Genomic DNA, 18,370 nt, shown 5'->3' on the forward strand with positions numbered 1-18,370 from the left:
GATCAGCCGCCGCTGAAGGCCTGCATCATGCGGATGCCGCCGGGGCCGATGATGACGATGAAGAGGGCCGGCAGGATGCAGAACATGAGCGGGAAGAGGATCTTGATGGTGACCTTCTGGGCCTTCTCCTCCGCCTTCTGACGACGGACGAGGCGCATGTTGACCGTCTGCTCACGGAGGACGCCGGCGATGGGCAGACCGAGACGGTCGGCCTGGACGAGCGCCGTGATGAAGTTCTTCACCTCGGGAAGGGTGACGCGGTCGCCCATCGAGCTGAAGGCCTCGCCGCGTGACTTGCCGATCTGGATCTCGGACAGGACGCGGGCGAACTCGCCGGAGATCGGGCCCTCGACGTTGCGCGCCACCTGGAGCAGCGCCGAGTCGAATCCCTGTCCGGCCTCGACGCACACGCTGAGCATGTCGAGAGCGTCGGCCAGGCTCTTGCTCGTCTCCTCCTGTCGACGCAGGGCGACATTCTTGATCAAGATGTCCGGGAGGAAGAAGAGCGCGGCGCCACCGATGACGGCGAAGAGCAGAGCGTTCGGCAGCTGGAACTTGCCGTAGAAGGCACCGAGGACGACGCCGATCAGCAGGGCTGCGCCCTTGAGCCCGAGGATACGTTCGACGGTCCAGCCCGCCGGGTTCCCCGCCTGGTCGAGCAGCTTCGTGTAGCGGTCGTCCGCTCCACCGGGCGAAAGCGCACGGGCCAGGCCCTTGGTCCGCTCGAGGATGGGCGCGACGAGCCGGTCCTTGGCCGCGAGGTCGGTGGTGACGGCAGTGCGCCGGTCGACGGAGTTCTCGATGAGCATGAGGGATTTGGCGACGCCGCGCGGCTCGCCGCCGGAGAACGTCATGCTCAGGACGGCGATGAGCAGGCCGAGGCCACAGAGTCCTGCGGCGATGTAGACAGGGTTCAGGGTCACGTCACACCTCGATGTTCACGACTTGGCGCATCCACACGATGCCGACACCGAGCGAGATGAGTCCGCCGACGCTCATGAAGAGGCCCACTGTCGTCGTCCAGAGCAGGCTGACGTACTCGTAGTTGACCTTCGTCATGTAGATGAAGATGAAGATCGGCAGCGCGACGAGGATGTAGGCGGAGAGTCGACCTTCGGCTGACAGGGTGGCGACCTGCCGGTGGAGCGACTCGCGCTCGCGGAGCGTCCCGGCCGTCGTCCGGAGCGTGTCGGCGAGGTTGCCGCCGACCTCGCGCTGGATGCGGATCGCCATGACGGTCCAGTGCATCGAGGTGCTCTCCATGCGGTCGGCCACCCGCTCGAGAGCGTCCGAGATGTCGGTGCCGATTCGGGTCTCCGCGAGGGCGCGGCTGAACTCCTTGCCAGCGGGCTCGGCGGCGTCCCGGGCCACGGCGTCGAGGGCCTGCGGAAGGCCGAAGCCGCTGCGGAGGCTCGTCGAGATGAGCAGGAGGATCTGGGGCAGCTGGGCCTCGAACTTGCGAGCCCGCCGAGATGCGGCGAAGCGCAGGCCGACCGGCATGACGATGACGCCGAGGACCGCCCCGACGATGAGCCCGATGACCTTGGCCTGCCCGCCGAGGACCAGCCCCACGGCCATGGCGACGATCACCGCGACTACGCGGAGCACGAGCCACTCCCCGGCCCGGAAGGGCAGGTCGGCGCGCTCGATGAGGGCCATCGTCTTGCTCGTCGACTTGCGGTCCTTCATGACGCGGTCGCCCATGTCGAGCAGCTGCGCAGTGATGGTGCTCTGCGCTGCCTTGATCTCCTGGCGCGAGAGCGTCACGGTGTCACCGACGACGTAGGAGTCGATGGACGCGACGCGACGCTCGCGCTTGGTCTGGAGGGTGGGCATGAGCGACGTCGAGAGCACGACGAAGAGTGCGAGGGCCAGAAGTCCGCCAGCGATGTAGGGAGTGCGGTCCGTGATCGGGACGGGTCCCAGGCTCAGGCCGGCAGCCTGAGGCGCGGTCGCCGCGACGGGTGGCGGTGTCGACGCGCCCGAGGGCTTGGGTGCGGTCGCCGGCGCGACAAAGTCGACCTCCCGTGCGAAACCGAAGACGGTGCTACCGGCGACGCCGGAGATCTCGTACCGGTGGGGACCGTTGAGCGGCTTGGGGATCGCCGAGGTGAACTGGACCTGGCGGTTGAGCGCCTGTGCGGATGCCGCGAATGCTGCACTCACGCCGGCCGTGTTGTCGGCTGCCACGACGGTGCCACCGTTCGTGTCCGCGAAGGCCTGCAGCGCCTTCGTGGCCTCGGGGTCGTTCGTGTTGAAGCGCACGACGTCGACGCGGATGCCACCGGCCTTGAGCTTCGCGACCGCGTTCTTGAGCGCGAGAGCCTTGTTGTCGGCCACGGTGTCGGCACCGTCGCTGAGGAGGACGATACTGCGGTCTCCGGTTCCGCTCAGCGCGGCAGCGGCGCTCTGCATGGCGGCATACAGGCTGGTGTCGCCGCGCGAGTCGAGGCCGTTGATGACGCGTTGCGCGGCACCGCGGTCCACGGTCGGCGCGAGGTCGACGCCTGCGGTGTTGGCGAAGGAGGCGACCCCGACCTTGACGTCCGCCGGCACCGTCTTGAGGTAGGTCGCCGACGCCTTGCGAACGGTCGACATCCCCCGGGCGCCCATCGAGCCGCTCGTGTCGATGACGAGCATCGCGCGGCGGTCGAGCTTGGCAGCCTGCTTGACGGTCGCGGGGAACGGCTCGTCGTCGACCTTCAGCTTCAGTGTCTTGGGGTCGAGCTGCACGTCCTCCTTGCTGCGCAGCGTGATGACGCCAGTGACGGTCGAGCCCGAGCCGGACGAGGTCGCTTTGACGTTGCTGAGCCCCACGGAGACGTCGTCGGCTCTCGCGATCCCGGCGGGGAGGACCACGAACCCGACCACGAAGGCGGTCAAGCCGATGAGGAGACGACGGGACGAAGGGCTCACAGCGCTGACCGTGAGAAGAGGTTGACGGGCAGCTCGACCCCCACGTCGGCGAGGTCGGAAGTGAACTTCGGGCGGATACCCGTCGGCATGAGGCCGCCGAGGAAGCGGCCGTTCTCGTCACGCCCGGCGCCGTAGTTGAAGGTGAAGATGTCCTGGAGGGTGATGACGTCCGACTCCATACCGACGACCTCGGAGATCGCGACGATGCGGCGCGTGCCGTCCTTCAGTCGCGACTGCTGCACGATGAGGTCGACGGCGCCAGCAACCTGCTCGCGGATGGCTCGAACCGGGAGCTCGACACCGGCCATGAGAACCATCGTCTCGAGTCGGGCGAGGCTGTCTCGAGGGGTGTTGGCGTGGACCGTGGTGATAGACCCGTCGTGACCGGTGTTCATGGCCTGCAGCATGTCGAGGGCTGCGCCGTCACGGATCTCACCGACGATGATGCGGTCGGGACGCATACGCAGGGTGTTCTTGACGAGCTCGCGGATGGAGACCAGGCCGCGACCCTCGATGTTGGCCGGACGCGCCTCCAGCCGCAGCACGTGCTGCTGCTGCAGCTGGAGCTCGGCGGCGTCCTCGATGGTGACGATGCGCTCGTCGTGCGGCAGGAAGGAGCTGATGACGTTGAGCGTCGTCGTCTTGCCCGAGCCGGTGCCGCCGCTGATGATGATGTTGCGACGGCCCTTGACGCAGGCGCTGAGGAAGTCGCGGACGTTCTCGGTCATCGTGCCGAACGAGATGAGATCGCGGTCGGTGAACGGGTCGGCCGAGAACTTTCGGATCGTCAGCATCGAGCCGTCGAGGGCGATCGGCGGCACGACTGCGTTGACACGGGAGCCGTCCGGCAGACGGGCGTCCACCATGGGGCTCGACTCGTCGACACGACGGCCGACGCGACCGACGATCTTGTCGATGGTGCGACGCAGGTGGCTCTCGTCGGAGAAGCGCGCGTCGACGGGATAGATCTTGCCGGCGCGCTCGATGTAGATGTCCTCGGCGCCGTTGACCATGATCTCGGAGACCTCGGCGTCGCGCAGGTAGGGCTCGAGAGGACCGTGGCCGAGGATGTCATCGGAGACGTCCTGGGCGATGCGGGTGCGGTCGGCGTGCGAGAGCGGGGTCTGCTCGGAGTCGATGACCTCCTGCAGCGTGGTGCGCACCTGTGAGGCGAGCTCGTTCTCGCTGAGGTTCGGGTCGTACAGGCGCGGACCGAGCGAGGCAACGAGGGCCTGGTGGACGCGCTCCTTGACGCCGGCGAAGGGGTCGACGCCGCGGCGGCGGACGGGCGCAGCGCCGTTCGTGATGCGGACCTGACCGTTCGTGGTCGGCGCAGGCTCGTTGATCTGGGTCGACTGGCGGGCCCGCTCGAGGCGGTCGGCGAGGTTGCTCATCTCTTGCTCCCGAAGAGTCCGAAGCTGCGCTTCGCGCCGTTCTGCAGATCCTCGCCGAACCGGCGGCGGATCTCGTGATCGGCGAGGTCGCGGATCGCGAGGGACACCGGGTTGCGCGGGTCGTCGAGGACGAGCGCGACGCCGCGGTTGACCGAGGCCGGGACCGTGAGGCTGTTCGGGACGTTCGCCGAGATGGGCGCCTTGAGCGCGGCCTCGACGTCGTCGGGCTTGAGCCCGACCTTGGCGTCCGAACGGTTGAGCACGATGGTCCGCGCCTCCCTCGAGGCGCCGAGCGTGTCAAGCGTGTTGATCGCGATTCGGAGGTTCTTGACCGCGGGGATGTCGAGCGTCGCGATGAGGACCGTGAGGTCGCTGACGTCGAAAGCCGCCAGCACGTGCTCGGTGAACGAGGGCGGGGTGTCGACGATGACGTAGTCGTACTGCCCGCGCGCCACACGGAGCAGCTCGATGATGACGTGCGACGGGACGCGGTCGGCGTCGGCCGGGTCGGCCGGCGCCGCGATGACGTCGAGGCCGCTCTCCTCGTGACGCGTGACGACCGACTGCACACCCTGGTCGTCGAGGTGGCCGCTCATGGCGACGACGTCTCGAACCGAGCCGTGGGGCTGTAGCTGGAGGCTGATCGCGACGTCGCCGAACATCAGGTCGAGGTCGACGAGGAGCGTCTTGGCTCCGACGGAAGCGAGATAGACGGCGAGGTTGGTCGACATCGTCGTCTTGCCGACGCCGCCCTTGGCGCTGAAGACGGTGATGATCTTGCCGTCACGCCCTCCGACCGTGGTCCCGTGGCCGCTGAGCTGCTGCGTGAGCGCCACCGACCGGCGAACCGCGTCGGCGAGCGCCGTCTGGTCGTCGGCCTGGACGACCTCGCGGACACCGCTGCGCAGGGCCTGCGCGAGCGCCGTCACGTCCAGGCGGTGCCGGAGCAGGATGACGCCGAGCTCCGGACGGTCGATGCGCTCGCGCTCGGCGAGCTCGCAGGCTGAGTCGAGGTCTATGTCGGGGCCGATGACGACGAGCGACTGGTTGCGGTCCTCCTCGAGGGCGCGGCTGACGCGCGGCGCCGAGTTGAGGTGGAGCGCATCGCCACCGAGGGCGAAGCGGTAGGTGTCGACCGAGGCCGGGTCGTAGTCCCAGAGGATCGTCATTGGCCGGTCACCGCATCTCGCAGCTGGAGGTCGGTGACCTCGGTGGACGGGTCGAGCTTGACGTCTGAACCCCGCAGCCCTGCGTAAAGGGCGCGGCGGTTGATCCCGTGGATGAGGACGGTCGCATCGGCAGGCTTGACCGCGACGGTGACGAGGTAGTTGCCGCTCGCCCCGGCGGCCGTGGCAGGCTGGCCGTCGGCCGGCGCGGCGGCGGCCTGGCCTGCCAGCGGCGCGTCGCCCATGGCGATGACCAGCACGTCGGGCAGTAGGAGGCTAGTGCCGCTGACGTCGTTCTCGTTGAGGATCTTGGCCTCTGGTGTGTTCCTGAGGTCCTTGATCTTGTACGTCTGGAAGAGCGCGATGTGCGAGCCCGGCGTCACGAACTTGCCGACGCGGGCGGGGTCGGTGAGAGACAGCGACACTGCGAGCATTCCGGTAGGGACCTCGATGGCCTTGGTGCCCGCCGGAGTCGTGCCGAAGCGAGCCGCCAGGAGGTACTCGCCTGCAGGGATGTCAGAGGTTGCGAGCAGCGCATTGTTGTCGGCGTTGATCTCCTGGAGCGCGCCGATCGGGACCGCCTTGGCGCTGACCGACGTCTGGGCGATGAGACCCGTGCGCTGTGCGTCCTTGAGGGTCGTGCCAGCGGGAATCGGTTGCTGAGCCACCCAGACCGGCGCTGGCGAGGATTCGGCGATGGCCCGGGCGTCTGCGTTGCGCGCGTACATGATGACGAGCGCACCTCCACCGATGGCGAGGGCCAGCGCCACGACGATGGCAAGAATGCGACGGTTCATGCGGAGATCCCCCCAGAGAAGAAGTTCATGGTGCTGCGTCTGGTGTCAGCCAGCCGGCTTCACGATGGTGATGCCGTAGTTCGGGTTGGTCGGAGTCGACGGGACGAAGTCGCCGGCGGGAATCAGGTCCTTGAGGAACCACCCGGACAGGCAGCGCTGCGAATTGCTCGTGCCGCAGAGTGGGTTCGGGGGTCTGATGCTGGTCTGGTCGCCCTTCGTCAGGCGCCAGCCGCTGAGGTAGAAGGCTGCGAAACCGGAGATGTGATACCACGTGTTGCTGCCGCTTCCGGCATTGCACGGATCTGTCGAGATGGGCTCACGACCCAGATTGCTGGCCGCCCTGCAGTCGAAGACCGGAACGTAGATGACGGTGCCTCGCAGCGGGTTGAACACCGAGGTGTCGCAGCCGTCGGCGCCTGTATCGCCATGGATCCACGTGGTGTCGCTGACGACACCGGTGCACGAAGTGATCATTCCGTCGAGCCACGCGAAACCACCCGGAGCTGTGCCTCCCGGGCTGGACGTCTCGCACGTCGTGTCGTTGCCCTTGGAGTAGATCGCGTTCTCGCTCGTCGGCCAGTCCGGTCGCGCGTCCGAGTTGGAGTAGCCGGGCCACGTGCCGGACGGGCCGGATGGATAGTTGGTTGCACCGGGATATCCAACCTGAGTCGCCCAGTCGCACTCCGACATCGCCAGGGGCAGAACCGTGAGGGAAGACGGGCCACCCGGACCCCACGCGGCCCGGGAACAGGCGGTGTCCCGGGTTCCGCCGGTGACGGCCTGGGAGAAGATGCCCGGCAGGAGCGTGTTATCAGAGGCACCCGACTTCGTCTGGACGTAGGTCTCGACGTAGCCCAGATCCTTACCTGCTCCGGAGACGTAGTAGTCGCTCAGTGGAGGACAGAGACCCAGATTGTTCAGTGCAGCCGTCTGTTGGGCTGAAGTGGCCGAGGACGAGGCGCACGCGGGCATGCCGGTGAACGAGACACCTGTCGGGGGCCTCGCGCACTGGCCGTTCGTCCCGATCGCCGTGTTCAGCTGCGAGGCATTGTCAATCGCATTAGCGCTGGCGAGCGTGTTCAACGAGGTGGCACTCGTCGTCGCGTTGCACGTCGTGGCGTCGTTGGCACACATCTGGGCGAGTGCCATGGATGTCGCGTCTGACCCGTTCTGAAGCTGGCGACGCTCGAACATGATGTTGCCGATGTCCGCGCTCAGGGCCAGAGCCGGCAGCGCGATGAACGTGACAACAAGAGCAGCCACCACCGCGGTGGCGCCCCGATCCCGTCGTCCGGCCCAAATCCTGATCAGCCGCCGCATTTCATCACCGCCGTCGAGGAGAGGACGTTGCCTGCGCCCCAGGTGCCGCCCATGATTTTGATAGCCGGCCCCATGACCAGCCACTGGAAGCTTGCCTGCGCGGTCACCGAAGCGTTGGTGGTGCCACACGTGACCATCCCGGGAAAGCTGAGATCCGCCACGGGGATGCCGCCGACGGCGGCCTTGGCCCGGTCTTCGATCTGAGTGGTCGTCAGCGTGCCTACCACGGCAGCGCGCACGCCCTCTCGAGCGGCGTTCGCCAGCTGGATCTGGTAGAAGTACGCCCGGCCGAAATCGACGATCCCGGCGATGATGAGGAACAGCACAGGGAGGACGATCGCGAACTCCACGGCTGATGCGCCGCGTTCAGTTCTGGCCATGCCGGATCGCCCTCCCCAAAGTTGTGCAGTTTCGTCCATTGCCCCCCGGCACGGACGTCGTACGAAAAAGTCAGATCTGCGCGGCGACGTTGTTGAACGTCGTCGACAGGTTATTGCCGAGCAACGAGACGGCGGCGATGATCACGACAGCGATCAGGGCGACCATGAGGCCGTACTCGACGGCGGTCGCACCGCGCTCGGCAGCGAGTCGGCTCTGGATCTTGGCAGCAAGCTTGGTCATGAAACTCTCCCTGGTGAAAAGGCACTACGCCCGAACTGTGTGAAGTCAGAGCTCGTAGGACCCCTCCACGAGCGAGTCACGGGTGCGAAGCCGTACCCCCGGCTTCGCACCCGTGGTCGATGCTCAGACCTTGGCGGCGACGTTGTTGAACGTCGTCGAGAGGTTGTTGCCGAGCAGCGAGACGGCGGCGATGATCACGACAGCGATCAGGGCAACCATCAGGCCGTACTCGACGGCGGTCGCACCGCGCTCCTTGTTGAGCAGCGTCTGGACCTTGGCAGCAATCTTGGTCATGGTGAAGGGTTCCTCCCAGTGATGCAGGGCCACCCGAATGTGCCCCCCGCTGATCGGAAGAGTAGGCGGGCGCCGACAGCGTGTCTTGAAAATGCTTGAACTTCACAACACCTTCCCAATCTGCGCCTTTCGGACAGGCGCAGATGGCACCGTTGGACCGACCGGCCGGCTGTACCGGCACCGAAGCGAGACAGTGCTCGTGGACCGCGAAAACACGTGTTCCGGCGACGAAGACGAAGGAGATGGATGCCTGCTCACGACACCTTGACCAAACCCGACCGAGAGCTGCACCGAGCTCCCGGCATGGGCGTCGTGATCGGCTGGATGTTCGTCATCTCAGCCGTCTATCTCCGCTGGAGTGCTTCTGTCACATGGAATTTCGTCGATCTGACGGACTTCTACCACGGCGGCCTCTCCGTCCTCGACGGTGTGGACATCTACGCTCCCAGGCCGGGGGTCCTCGCCTTCAACTACCCGCCGTTCGCGGCCGTCGCGTTCGTCCCGCTCGCCATCATCGGACTGTCGGCGTCGAAGGTGGCCTTCACCGCAGCGACGCTCATCGCCTATGTCCTGAGCCTCGTCGCCATCCGGAGGGCCCTCGACGCGCGCTGGGGCACGATTCTCCTGCTCGGCACCGCCGGCCTTGCTCTCGAACCCGTCGTCCGAACTCTGGTGCTCGGGCAGATCGGCGTCATCCTCATGGGGCTCGTTCTGGCGGATCTCTTCCTCGTCCCAGCACGCTTCCGCGGCGTCCTGATCGGGCTCGCCGCAGGGATCAAGCTCACGCCAGCAGTCTTCATCCTCTACTTCGCCCTGCGCCGCGACTGGCGTGCCACGGGTCTCGCCATGGGCACCGGCGCGGCAACGGTAGTCGTGGGCTGGGCTGCGGCGTCAGGCTCTTCGTCCAGCTACTGGTTGGGTGGCTTCGACAAGTTCGATCGATTCGGCGAGCTGGCCTTCTCCCCCGTGAACCAGTCCGTGAGGTCGTTCGTGTCGCGCGTCGCACCCGGAGCACCGGATTGGGTCCTGTGGGTCGCGATCGCGGCGGCCGCCACGCTGGCCTTCTCCGCCGCCGTGCTCCAAGGACGTCGCGACTGCTGGGGCGACATGGCGCTCAGTCTGGCCGGTGCAACACTGCTGCTATCGCCCATCTCGTGGACCCATCACTGGGTCTGGGTAGTTCCGACCCTCGTGGCCCTCGTCCACTCGCATCGCCTCGTCGCCGCAGCGTTCATCGCGCTGGTGTTCTACGTCGCCCCGATGTGGGCCGTGCCGGAGTCCGGACCGCTGACGGCCGCAGAGCTGCTCTTGGGCTACGCCTATCTCGGCGTGGCAGTCGTGCTCCTCGCGACCGCCATCACTGCCCCCCTGACCCGCCATCGGCGACCTCGATCTGACGGGGCCGTCGCGCTGTGACTCCGTCCGAGACAACCAACCGCCCTTCCAGCTCAGACAGGGTGGGCACGCTCCCTGTCCCCGTCCTCCTTGCCCTTGGCGCTGTCGCGTGCGTCGTTGCGTGGCTCTCAGTCGTCGGATCCGACGCCTTGTGGCTGAGTGCCTTGGGGGACACGATTCGCGCCGATCATCGGATTCCCCAAGGTGTTCCGTTCGCGGCTGCGCCGTCCGACCAGTGGGTCAACACCACCGCTCTTGGCCAGGTGCTCTTCTCCGTCCTGCACCTCGGAGGCAGCGTCGGCATCGTCGCGGCTCAGGTCGTGGCGGTCGCCTTGACCCTGTCGATCCTGGTTTCGTCCGCTCAGCGTCGCGGCGCACGGGTGTTCGGTGTCGTGTCCGTCCTCGTGCTCGTTCTGGTCGGCGGAGCCGCGCCGCTGCTCATCGCGCGGGCCCAGCTGTTGTCCCTGGTGCCTTTTGCTGCACTCCTCGTGTTGTTGCGGCGCGAGCACGATCATCCGTCGCAGTTGATCTGGGTGGCAGTCCCGCTCATGGCGTTGTGGGGCAACCTCCACGGCGCCGTGCTCGTCGGCGTCGCGGTACTCGGGTGCTACCTGGTCTTCTCCCGACTGCGCTCAGATCCGTGGACGGCCGTCGGCGTGGGGCTCGCATCACTCGCGGCGACCTGCCTCAACCCGGGCCTCCTTCGAGCGCCTCATTACTACCTCGGTGTCTTCGGTGGAGCCGCCACGAATGACGACTCCGGCATGTGGAGCCGACTCAGCCTGACCAGCCCCTTCGACCTGCTGCTGCTGGTGGCATCTATCTGCTTGGCCTACATGACTTTTCGCCGAAGGCAGCCGGTCTGGGAGTACGCCGCGGCGCTGGGTCTCGGGATGGCGTCGGTCGTGGCCGCACGTCACGGCGTCTGGTTGCTGCTCTTCCTGTGCGTCCCGGCAGCCCTGGCACTGAGGCTCCCCCCAGGACCTGCTCCTGCGTCTTCGGCGCGCGCATCCCGGCTGGTGCCGTTGGCGATCTCTGCCGCGTGTGTCATCGTCGTGGGCGGTCTGCTCGCGGTACGGGCCCCGACCTTCCGGGACGCCGACACGGTGGCAACGCGGCTCGCCGACGCAACGCGCGGGCAGGTCGTGCTCGTCGCCGAGCCGCTCGCTGAGTCGATGGCTGCCGCCGGCGCGACGGTGTGGGTCAGCAACCCGTTGGACGCGTTCGACCACGCCGACCAGACGGCATACCTCGCCTTCATGGACGGCGACGCGACAGCTGGCGCGCGAGCGCTGACCCAAGCCGACGTCGTCGTGGCGCAGCCAGGCACTCCGCCCGCACAGGCGGCATTGGTCAGTGGATACACCGCGAAGCAGGTCGTCGGCGTGTACGTCCTGTTTCGGCGTGACTAGTTCGTCGCGATAGCGGATGACCCATTGACCACCGGCACGACCTCCTCGGCCTCGTCCTTCTCGGTGGCACCTGAGGTCCGGAGGTCGCTTGCGCCACGCAGCCTTCGCTCGAGTGGCCGCTCTACGACGACATGGAGCACGAATGAGACGCCCACGACGGTGAGCACCACCAACGTGCAGCCCAGCAGGGAGCCGAAGACGCCGGCAGCTCCGAGGAGCGGCTCGGTGAGCCCTAGGACCAGCGGATGAGCCATGTAGATGCAGAAGGACCACTGACCGAGACTCACCAGCGTCCGACTCTGTAGCGGAGACGGTGCACCGACGAGGTCGACGTGGGCGTTCACGGCGATGAGCATGACGAGGCTCGGAACCATTGCGAGTGACAACGCCCACCGGTCCTCGAATCGGTAGCCGATGGCGACGGGAAGGACGAGCACGCTGAGGTAGGAGACGACGACGAACACGCCGGCCCACCGCACCCGCAGGCGCGGCACCCAACCGCGTGTCATGGCCATGGCCGCCAACGATCCCGCGACGAACTCAACCATCCGGAACGCGGGCAGGTGGAAGAGCCATGTACCCCATTCCGGGTCATGCCGCTGCATCCCGACACCGATGGCGAGTGCCAGCGCGATGGATGCTGCGCCGACCACCAGGGGACGCCGTACCCAGCGCCACATCACCCGGACGAGCAACGGAAACACGGCATAGAAGAAGAGCTCGCACGACAGCGACCACGAAACACCCGAGAAGGACCGGACCACGGCGTCATCTGGCGACCAGGCTTGCAAAAGAAGGAGATTCGTCGGGAGAGTGCCCCAGTTCGGTGCCGCGCCCCAAGGCACGATCGCGAGCGCGATGAAGAGCAGGTGCACGGGATAGATCCGGGCGAACCGGCGCCGATAGAAGCGGGAGGTGGTGGCGTCGATGTCCCACGAGTAGGTCAGGACGAAGCCGCTGAGCACGAAGAAGAACGTGACGCCCACATAGCCCGCCGCGGCCAACCGGCCGATACCACCGAGGCCGGGCGCGACCAGGGACAGATGGAAGACGACGACGAGGATCGCCGCTGCAAACCGCAGGCTTGTCAGCGAGCGCAGGTGTGCGCTCGGCGCACCGTTCACGAGCCCCCCACTCCGCGGACAGAGCCCGCACCACCCCGGCTGAGCCGATGATTCGGCCGCCTCCCCGAGGCTGACCTTAGGGCCGGAGCACCACGCGACGGCGGGCATTTCCGAAAGGTCCGATTCGTCCGACATCGCCACGATGCCACGTCAAGCCGCCGCGACTGCCGGGGCAATCGCCCAATCTGCGACCCCGTCCAATTCGTCGCGATATCGTGACGCCGCCGGCCCGCGCAGCTCCCGGCGCAGACCAGGCCACGAATGGGGACGCACCAGATGGCACGACAGCAGGTCGACGACCAGGCTCTAGGTGCCGGAATCGCGACTCGCGACCTTCCTGATGCGTCGTCGTCGGCGGCGGGCTCGATTGCCCTGACAGGCCGCTGGTGGCTCTGGCCGCTCGCGATCTATCTCGTCACCCGGGCCCTGAACGCCGTCATGATCGTGGTCGCCGGCCGATCCTCGATCACCCTCGAAGAGTTCGTCGGCTCCGGACACAAGCACTTTGGCACCTTCGCCGGCACGGCGCCGCCCGGTTACCTGACCTCGGTGACACGTTGGGACGGCCAGTGGTACTGGGAGATCGCCGCCCACGGCTATCCGTCCGTGCTGCCGACGGACGCGAACGGCAACGTCGAGCAGAACCCCTGGGCCTTCTTCCCGCTCTACCCCTACCTCGTGCGCGGCGTGATGTTTGTGACGCGCCTTGACTTCCCGGTGTCGGCGACCTTGGTGTCGCTCACGTGCGGCGCCGCGGCCATGCTGGTCCTTTACCGAGTAGTGCAACCTAGGTACGGACACCTCGGGGGCACTCTGGCGGTTTTGGGCATGACCACCTTCGTCTGCGCACCGGTATTTCAAATGGCTTACGCCGAAGGCCTGGCGCTGCTGCTGCTCCTGATTTCTCTATGGTCAGTCCTCGCTCGGCGATATGTCCTCGCCGCAATTGTGTTGCTGTTGCTGGCGTTCACCCGAGGCGTGACCGCACCACTGGCGCCAGCTCTCTTGCTCTATGGGGCCCTGATGTGGCGACGTGGACGGATCCGGCGAAAGGACGCCGTCGCCCTGGTGTTACTCGCGACCTGGGCAGGTCTGCTTGCATTCGCGTGGTTCGTCACTGCAGGGGTGGTCACGGGTCGGTGGAATACGTATGTCCTCACCCAGAAGGCGTGGAATCCTGAGCTGACGGTGATCCCGGTCGTCCGCTTCATCGCGCGTAACAGCGATGTCGCCGGTGGTCAGATCGGCGCCTCAGTCATCGCCATCGCGTGGGCGGCACTTCTCATATGGTTCCTGACCAAAGGGCAGAAGGAGCCGCTCCTGGCCCTCTGGACGGGCATGTACGTCGCCTACCTTCTGGCGGTCACAGACTGGAACTGGAGCAATGTCCGCTACTATTTGCTCGCCCTCCCTGTACTTTGGCCACTCGTTGCGCCCTTTCGAGGCGAGCGCAGCGCACGTCCGCGGGTTCTCGTGGCCTGCGTGGTTGCAGCCGTCAGTCTCGCGATGCAGTGGTGGTACATCCGCTACTGCGTAACCATCTCGCCTGAGCTCGTGCAGGTGCCATAGGGCCTGCCGCTCGTCTACTTGACGATGGACCTTGCCGGCTGAAGCGCGACGGGAGCCGGGCTGGCGATCTCGATCGGCGTCAGCGGCGTCTTCAGCTTCCGGGCCAGCGAGAAGTATGCCAAGCGGCGCGCGTAGGCCAGTGCCTTGGCGCGCGCTCGCCCACGCATTAGGTCCCCTTGGCTCAGCAGGCCGGGGTGCTCCTGCGCTAGGGACTTGTGAAAGTCGACGACCTGCCGGTACTGGCTCTTGGCCAGGGCGTGGCTCCACTGGCTGTCGCTCAAGCGGAATGTGGCCAAAGCGTCCGCAATCCCGAAGAAGTCGCCCTGCGTGAGGACCCGGGCGTAGGTGTGCTGGTCAAGGACATACGAGAACGAGCCGTCCCAGCCGCCGGCACGCGTCACGCTCTCACGATCAAGGAGGACACAAGCAGGCTCTCCAAAAGGGTTCGTCCCGGATCGGACCGCTTGGCGGATGGCGCGAGCCCCCTCGACTCGGCCGACGAGGTTGGGCAACCCCCAGGAACTGAGCACGACGTCACCGGTGGCCGTCACGACGTCGCGTCGCGAGGCCACCATCACCGCGGTCGGATTGGCCCGCATAGCTTCGACCTGGCGCTCGAGACAGGTGGGAGAGATGACGTCATCACCACACACGAGCTTCAGATAGCGCCCCGACGTTGCTCGCGTGGCGTGCTCCCAGTTGTCTTCGGGCCTCCCGGTGCGCTCGAGTCGAAGGAGTGTGACTCTCGGGTCCGCGGCAAATGGCTGCAATACCTCCCACGTGCCATCGGTGCTCGAGTGGTCGCTGACGATGAGCTCGAAGTCGGTGAACGTCTGGCCCAGGATCGAGAGCATCGTCTCGCGGACGAACGCGGCGTTGTTGTAGGTCGGAACGACCACGGAGACCAGGGGCTGGTGCTGGCGCGAGATCACGCTGCCACCGCCTTCCGGTGGAAGCTGAAACGGCTGTGACCCATCCAGCTGACGAACGCGTTGAGCGCCGTGATGCCGGCCTGGGCGACGAGCACCGGGAGCCCTGCCAACTCGACAGCGAGAGGCAACAGGACGGCATTGATCCCGAGAGCCACGAGGTAGACCGACTCGAAGCGCCAGAGGTCGCGCATCACCGAGCCGGAGACCTGGAACACGAGGCGCCGGTGCGTCACGAAGGCGAAGAGCACCGTCGTGATGTGCGAGAGGACGAGCGTCCACATGTAGCCGAACCGCACGCCGACGAGGTACTGGTAGGCGACGAAGCACCCGAAGCCGAAGGCGGTGTTGAGTGCGCCGGTGAGGACGAACTTCACACGCTTGTCGGCAAGGACACGGCGGCCGAGACCGAGGAGCCGGTCGATCGGGCGTAGTGCAGCAGGCTGTACGACGAGGGCCTCGAGCCCGCTGTCCGCCTGTGCCGTCATGAGCCCTCCCCAGAGCCGGCGACGCTCCCCTAGTCGGCGTCCACCGCCGCCCAGCATGCCTTGCGATACACGCCGCGTCCGCAGAATCGCGAAGTTGGGCTCAATTCGGGCGCCGCCCCGTGGCATGGGTGCTCGGTCGCGACTCGAGGTGCATCATCTGGGTCGGCCCGGGCCGCTCCGCCCACTCCGAGCCATCACCCCACGAGGCCTGCCTCCCGTCGCGGCCTGGCTTCGGGCTATGGACGGAGTCCGCCCAGTTCATCGAGCATCACCTGGCTGCCCACGGTGTCGCAGACGACGGGGTCGAGCGCCTCAACCTCGATTCGACCCAAAAAATCTCGGTTCGCATTCAAGGCTTCGAGCATCCATGAGCCGAAGCCGCCGTCGACCAAGTGATCCTCCATGGTGCGGATCACCTCAAAGCGTGAAGCCTGTTCAGGTTGCAGCGACTTGGCGGCCATGCCCCAGAGCGGCATGGAGAAGACCCACGGTCGCGGGAACGTGGCCTCCTGCCAGCGACGGACGGCGTATTGGAGCGCTGCACCCGTCGTGACGATTGCTTCACCTTGCTCATCCCCGCGGCGTACCTCGAGCCAACGACCGGGGAGAGCGACCGGCACGTCTGCGTGGAACGTTGGTTCGCCTGCCTTGCCGAGCCGCAAGTACGACGGGCCCGGCTGGGACACGAGGTGGCGCATCACTCCGCGCACCTCCAGGGGGTCGCCAGGCGCAGCGATGGTCATGTTTGGCATGCCCCGAATGAGGCCGTAGTCCTGCACCGCGTGATGTGAGTAGCCGAGCGACCCGTAGGCCAAGCCGCCCCCGACGGCCACGATCGTGACGGGTAGCCGGTGATAGGCCACGTCATTGCGCACTTGCTCAGCACATCGAAACGTCGGAAAGTTCGCGATCGAGTAGGTGAAGACATGAAAGCCCTCCGATGCCATACCGGCCGCGACCCCAGTCATGTTCTGTTCGGCCACTCCCGCGTTGAGAAATCGTTCGGGGAATCGCTCGGCGAACGGCTCGACCACGCTGTACCCGAGGTCCCCTACGACCAAGGCGATCTGCTCGTGCACCTCGGCCAGGTGAACGAGCTCGTCGATGAAGGCGTTCCTCATGAGGGCTCACGAAGTTCGGCCAGGGCAGCGGCGAGCTGCTCGTCGTCAGGAGGGCTGTAGTGGAACTTCACCTGATTCTCCATGAAGCTGACCCCGCGGCCCTTGACGGTGCGGGCGATGACGACGCTCGGCCGCCCGAGCTGCCACGGCGCCGATGACAGAGCACTCGTCAGGGCGACGTGGTCGTGTCCGTCGAGCTCGAAGACTTCGCAGCCGAAGGCGCGGAACTTGTCGGCAAGGGGTTCCAGGCGCAGCGTGTCCTCAACCGTGGTGAGGCTTTGAAGGTTGTTGGCGTCAATGAGGACGACAAGGTTGTCCAGCGCATGGTGACTCGCAAACATGATCGCCTCCCAGTTGCTGCCTTCGTCCCATTCACCGTCACTGGTCAGTACGAACGTTCGCCATACATCTCCCCGACGCTTTGCGGCAAGCGCCTTGCCGACGCCGAACGGCAGCCCGTGGCCGAGGGACCCCGTGGAGAACTCGACGCCCGGGACATGATGGCTGATGTGATTCATGAGAATTGACCGGTCCTGACCGTAGGTCAGCAGGGCATCAGCGGGGATGAAGTTCTCCGCCGCCAGAACGGCGTACACCCCGACGCAGGCGTGACCCTTGCTGAGGATGAACCGATCTCGCTCCGGCCACTCTGGGGCGGCTGGGTCGAAGCGCAGCACCGCGCCATACAACACGGCCAGCATGTCCGCGATGGACAGCGCGCTGCCGATGTGCGCGGCTCGGGCCCGATGGACCATCTTCAGAGCGTCGACACGAACCCGACGCGCCAACTTCTCGGTAGCCAGCGTCATGTCAGGACCCAGCCCTTCCTCTGTGCCAAGCCGCCGTTCGGGCAATGGCCTCATCGACCGGAATCGGCTCAGGCAGCCCAAGGTCCCGCCGAATCGCCGAGACGTCGGGCACGTATCGCGTGCCCGGTGTCCCCCGGTCTGGCCGGCGGCCCACCACAACGCCGGCGTCCGAGCCCAGGACCGAGTTCACCCGATGCGCCAGATCAGCCAAGGACACGGCCTCCGGGCCGCCGACGTTGTACGTCGTCCCTGCGGCGCTGCGAAGCAGCATCGCCCACAGCCACCCCGCCATGTCCGCGGCGTGGAGGTAGGAGCGTTGGTCGGTGCCGTCACCCCTGACCTCGATCGGGCGGCCGGCCATCGCGTCCGCGATGAAGTTGCCGATCGCGAAGTGCTGGTCAAGCGCCAGATGAGGTCCGACGAAGGCGAAGCATCGGGCCACACGCGCTTGCAGCCCGTCTGCGGCAGCCAAGTGCGTCAGCCACTCGGCGACGCGCTTGCCCTCACCGTAGGCCGACCCGGGTGCCACAACCGGCGGAGCACCGAGGTACGACTCCGAAATCGTCGGCATCGTCGTGGGCTGAGGGCCGTACACCGCACCCGAGCTGACGAGAAGAACGTCGCGGGCGCCACGTGCGAGGGCGACCTCGAGGACGCGCTGCGTGCCGCGGACGGTCACGTCGAAGGTCTCCATGGGCTCATGGGTGGCAACGACATCCGTGGCGGCGTGGACAACGTGCGTGAACTCACCGGGGGCCGGTTCGAAGTCGCGGACATCACCGGGCAACAGCGTGAGCCCAGACGCGAGTTCGGGGTTGGCACGAGCGAACGCCCTTGGATCTCGGCTGAGAAGGACCAGCTCGGTGGCGACCTCCAGTGATCGAGTGGCGTGGAGGGCGGTTGCCAGCAGCCACTTGCCCACGAAGCCAGTTCCCCCGGTGATGAGGACGCGAGCACCGTCAAGGCGATGCCACGCGTGGTCACCCACCAGGGCACGGGCACGCGCCAGATCTTC

General features: G+C 66.6%; 18 protein-coding genes. 3 read left to right on the forward strand and 15 right to left on the reverse strand.

The genetic code is table 11. The features are described from left to right. Positions 1-2: 2 nt before the first annotated feature. The 9 genes from H283_RS0119590 to H283_RS0119635 all read right to left on the reverse strand — a co-directional run bounded on the left by H283_RS0119590 (position 3) and on the right by H283_RS0119635 (position 8,508). Positions 3-923 carry a type II secretion system F family protein gene (locus H283_RS0119590; protein WP_020145227.1) on the reverse strand — a complete coding sequence of 307 codons (921 nt, stop codon included), beginning with the start codon at positions 921-923 and terminating at the stop codon, positions 3-5. A gap of 1 nt (position 924) precedes the next feature. Continuing rightward, positions 925-2,883, reverse strand: coding sequence for a type II secretion system F family protein (locus H283_RS0119595; RefSeq protein ID WP_231372328.1), 1,959 nt, complete (start codon positions 2,881-2,883; stop codon positions 925-927). Between the two features lie 29 nt (positions 2,884-2,912). After that, positions 2,913-4,310 (reverse strand): CpaF family protein, encoded by a 1,398-nt coding sequence (locus tag H283_RS0119600; protein ID WP_020145229.1) that lies wholly within the window; start codon positions 4,308-4,310, stop codon positions 2,913-2,915. After that, positions 4,307-5,479, reverse strand: coding sequence for an AAA family ATPase (locus tag H283_RS0119605; RefSeq protein ID WP_020145230.1), 1,173 nt, complete (start codon positions 5,477-5,479; stop codon positions 4,307-4,309). Before H283_RS0119605 ends, H283_RS0119600 begins: the two co-directional genes overlap by 4 nt. After that, positions 5,476-6,273 carry a Flp pilus assembly protein CpaB gene (locus H283_RS0119610; RefSeq protein WP_020145231.1) on the reverse strand — a complete coding sequence of 266 codons (798 nt, stop codon included), beginning with the start codon at positions 6,271-6,273 and terminating at the stop codon, positions 5,476-5,478. Before H283_RS0119610 ends, H283_RS0119605 begins: the two co-directional genes overlap by 4 nt. A gap of 45 nt (positions 6,274-6,318) precedes the next feature. After that, positions 6,319-7,593, reverse strand: coding sequence for a pilus assembly protein TadG-related protein (locus H283_RS27885; protein WP_156023319.1), 1,275 nt, complete (start codon positions 7,591-7,593; stop codon positions 6,319-6,321). Then, the gene (locus H283_RS26905) at positions 7,581-7,973 is read right to left on the reverse strand and encodes a TadE/TadG family type IV pilus assembly protein (protein ID WP_156023320.1); all 393 of its coding nucleotides are present in this window, start codon (positions 7,971-7,973) and stop codon (positions 7,581-7,583) included. Before H283_RS26905 ends, H283_RS27885 begins: the two co-directional genes overlap by 13 nt. A 70-nt stretch (positions 7,974-8,043) precedes the next feature. After that, the gene (locus H283_RS0119630; protein WP_020145235.1) at positions 8,044-8,214 is read right to left on the reverse strand and encodes a Flp family type IVb pilin; all 171 of its coding nucleotides are present in this window, start codon (positions 8,212-8,214) and stop codon (positions 8,044-8,046) included. Positions 8,215-8,337: 123 nt separating this feature from the next. Then, positions 8,338-8,508 (reverse strand): Flp family type IVb pilin, encoded by a 171-nt coding sequence (locus tag H283_RS0119635; protein WP_020145236.1) that lies wholly within the window; start codon positions 8,506-8,508, stop codon positions 8,338-8,340. 303 nt (positions 8,509-8,811) lie between these two features. Here H283_RS0119635 and H283_RS25820 point away from each other — a divergent pair, with 303 nt between their 5' ends. Both H283_RS25820 and H283_RS0119645 read left to right on the forward strand, forming a co-directional pair. Next, positions 8,812-9,924 carry a glycosyltransferase 87 family protein gene (locus H283_RS25820; RefSeq protein WP_020145237.1) on the forward strand — a complete coding sequence of 371 codons (1,113 nt, stop codon included), beginning with the start codon at positions 8,812-8,814 and terminating at the stop codon, positions 9,922-9,924. A gap of 143 nt (positions 9,925-10,067) precedes the next feature. Then, positions 10,068-11,315 (forward strand): hypothetical protein, encoded by a 1,248-nt coding sequence (locus H283_RS0119645; protein ID WP_156023322.1) that lies wholly within the window; start codon positions 10,068-10,070, stop codon positions 11,313-11,315. Here the strand turns inward: H283_RS0119645 and H283_RS0119650 are convergent. After that, entirely contained in the window at positions 11,312-12,439 is a 1,128-nt protein-coding gene (locus H283_RS0119650) for an acyltransferase (protein ID WP_196806026.1), read from the reverse strand. The genes H283_RS0119645 and H283_RS0119650 overlap by 4 nt on opposite strands. 276 nt (positions 12,440-12,715) lie before the next feature. On the opposite strand from H283_RS0119650, the gene H283_RS26910 reads away from it, so the two are divergent. Beyond that, complete coding sequence (locus tag H283_RS26910; protein ID WP_020145240.1) at positions 12,716-14,008, forward strand: hypothetical protein; 1,293 nt, start codon at positions 12,716-12,718, stop codon at positions 14,006-14,008. Between the two features lie 14 nt (positions 14,009-14,022). Here H283_RS26910 and H283_RS0119660 read toward each other — a convergent pair whose 3' ends face one another. From H283_RS0119660 to H283_RS0119680, 5 genes are all read right to left on the reverse strand, one after another. Beyond that, the gene (locus tag H283_RS0119660) at positions 14,023-14,940 is read right to left on the reverse strand and encodes a glycosyltransferase family 2 protein (protein ID WP_020145241.1); all 918 of its coding nucleotides are present in this window, start codon (positions 14,938-14,940) and stop codon (positions 14,023-14,025) included. Further along, the gene (locus H283_RS0119665; protein ID WP_020145242.1) at positions 14,937-15,425 is read right to left on the reverse strand and encodes a GtrA family protein; all 489 of its coding nucleotides are present in this window, start codon (positions 15,423-15,425) and stop codon (positions 14,937-14,939) included. Before H283_RS0119665 ends, H283_RS0119660 begins: the two co-directional genes overlap by 4 nt. 236 nt (positions 15,426-15,661) lie before the next feature. Further along, complete coding sequence (locus H283_RS0119670; protein ID WP_020145243.1) at positions 15,662-16,546, reverse strand: transketolase family protein; 885 nt, start codon at positions 16,544-16,546, stop codon at positions 15,662-15,664. Next, positions 16,543-17,355 carry a transketolase gene (locus tag H283_RS0119675; protein ID WP_020145244.1) on the reverse strand — a complete coding sequence of 271 codons (813 nt, stop codon included), beginning with the start codon at positions 17,353-17,355 and terminating at the stop codon, positions 16,543-16,545. Before H283_RS0119675 ends, H283_RS0119670 begins: the two co-directional genes overlap by 4 nt. Before the next feature lies 1 nt (position 17,356). Beyond that, on the reverse strand, positions 17,357-18,343 hold the full coding sequence (locus H283_RS0119680) for an NAD(P)-dependent oxidoreductase (protein ID WP_255324766.1): 987 nt from the start codon (positions 18,341-18,343) through the stop codon (positions 17,357-17,359). Positions 18,344-18,370 lie beyond the last annotated feature (27 nt).

Origin of the sequence: Terracoccus sp. 273MFTsu3.1 (genome assembly GCF_000383675.1) — a bacterium.
GTDB lineage: Bacteria > Actinomycetota > Actinomycetes > Actinomycetales > Dermatophilaceae > Terrabacter.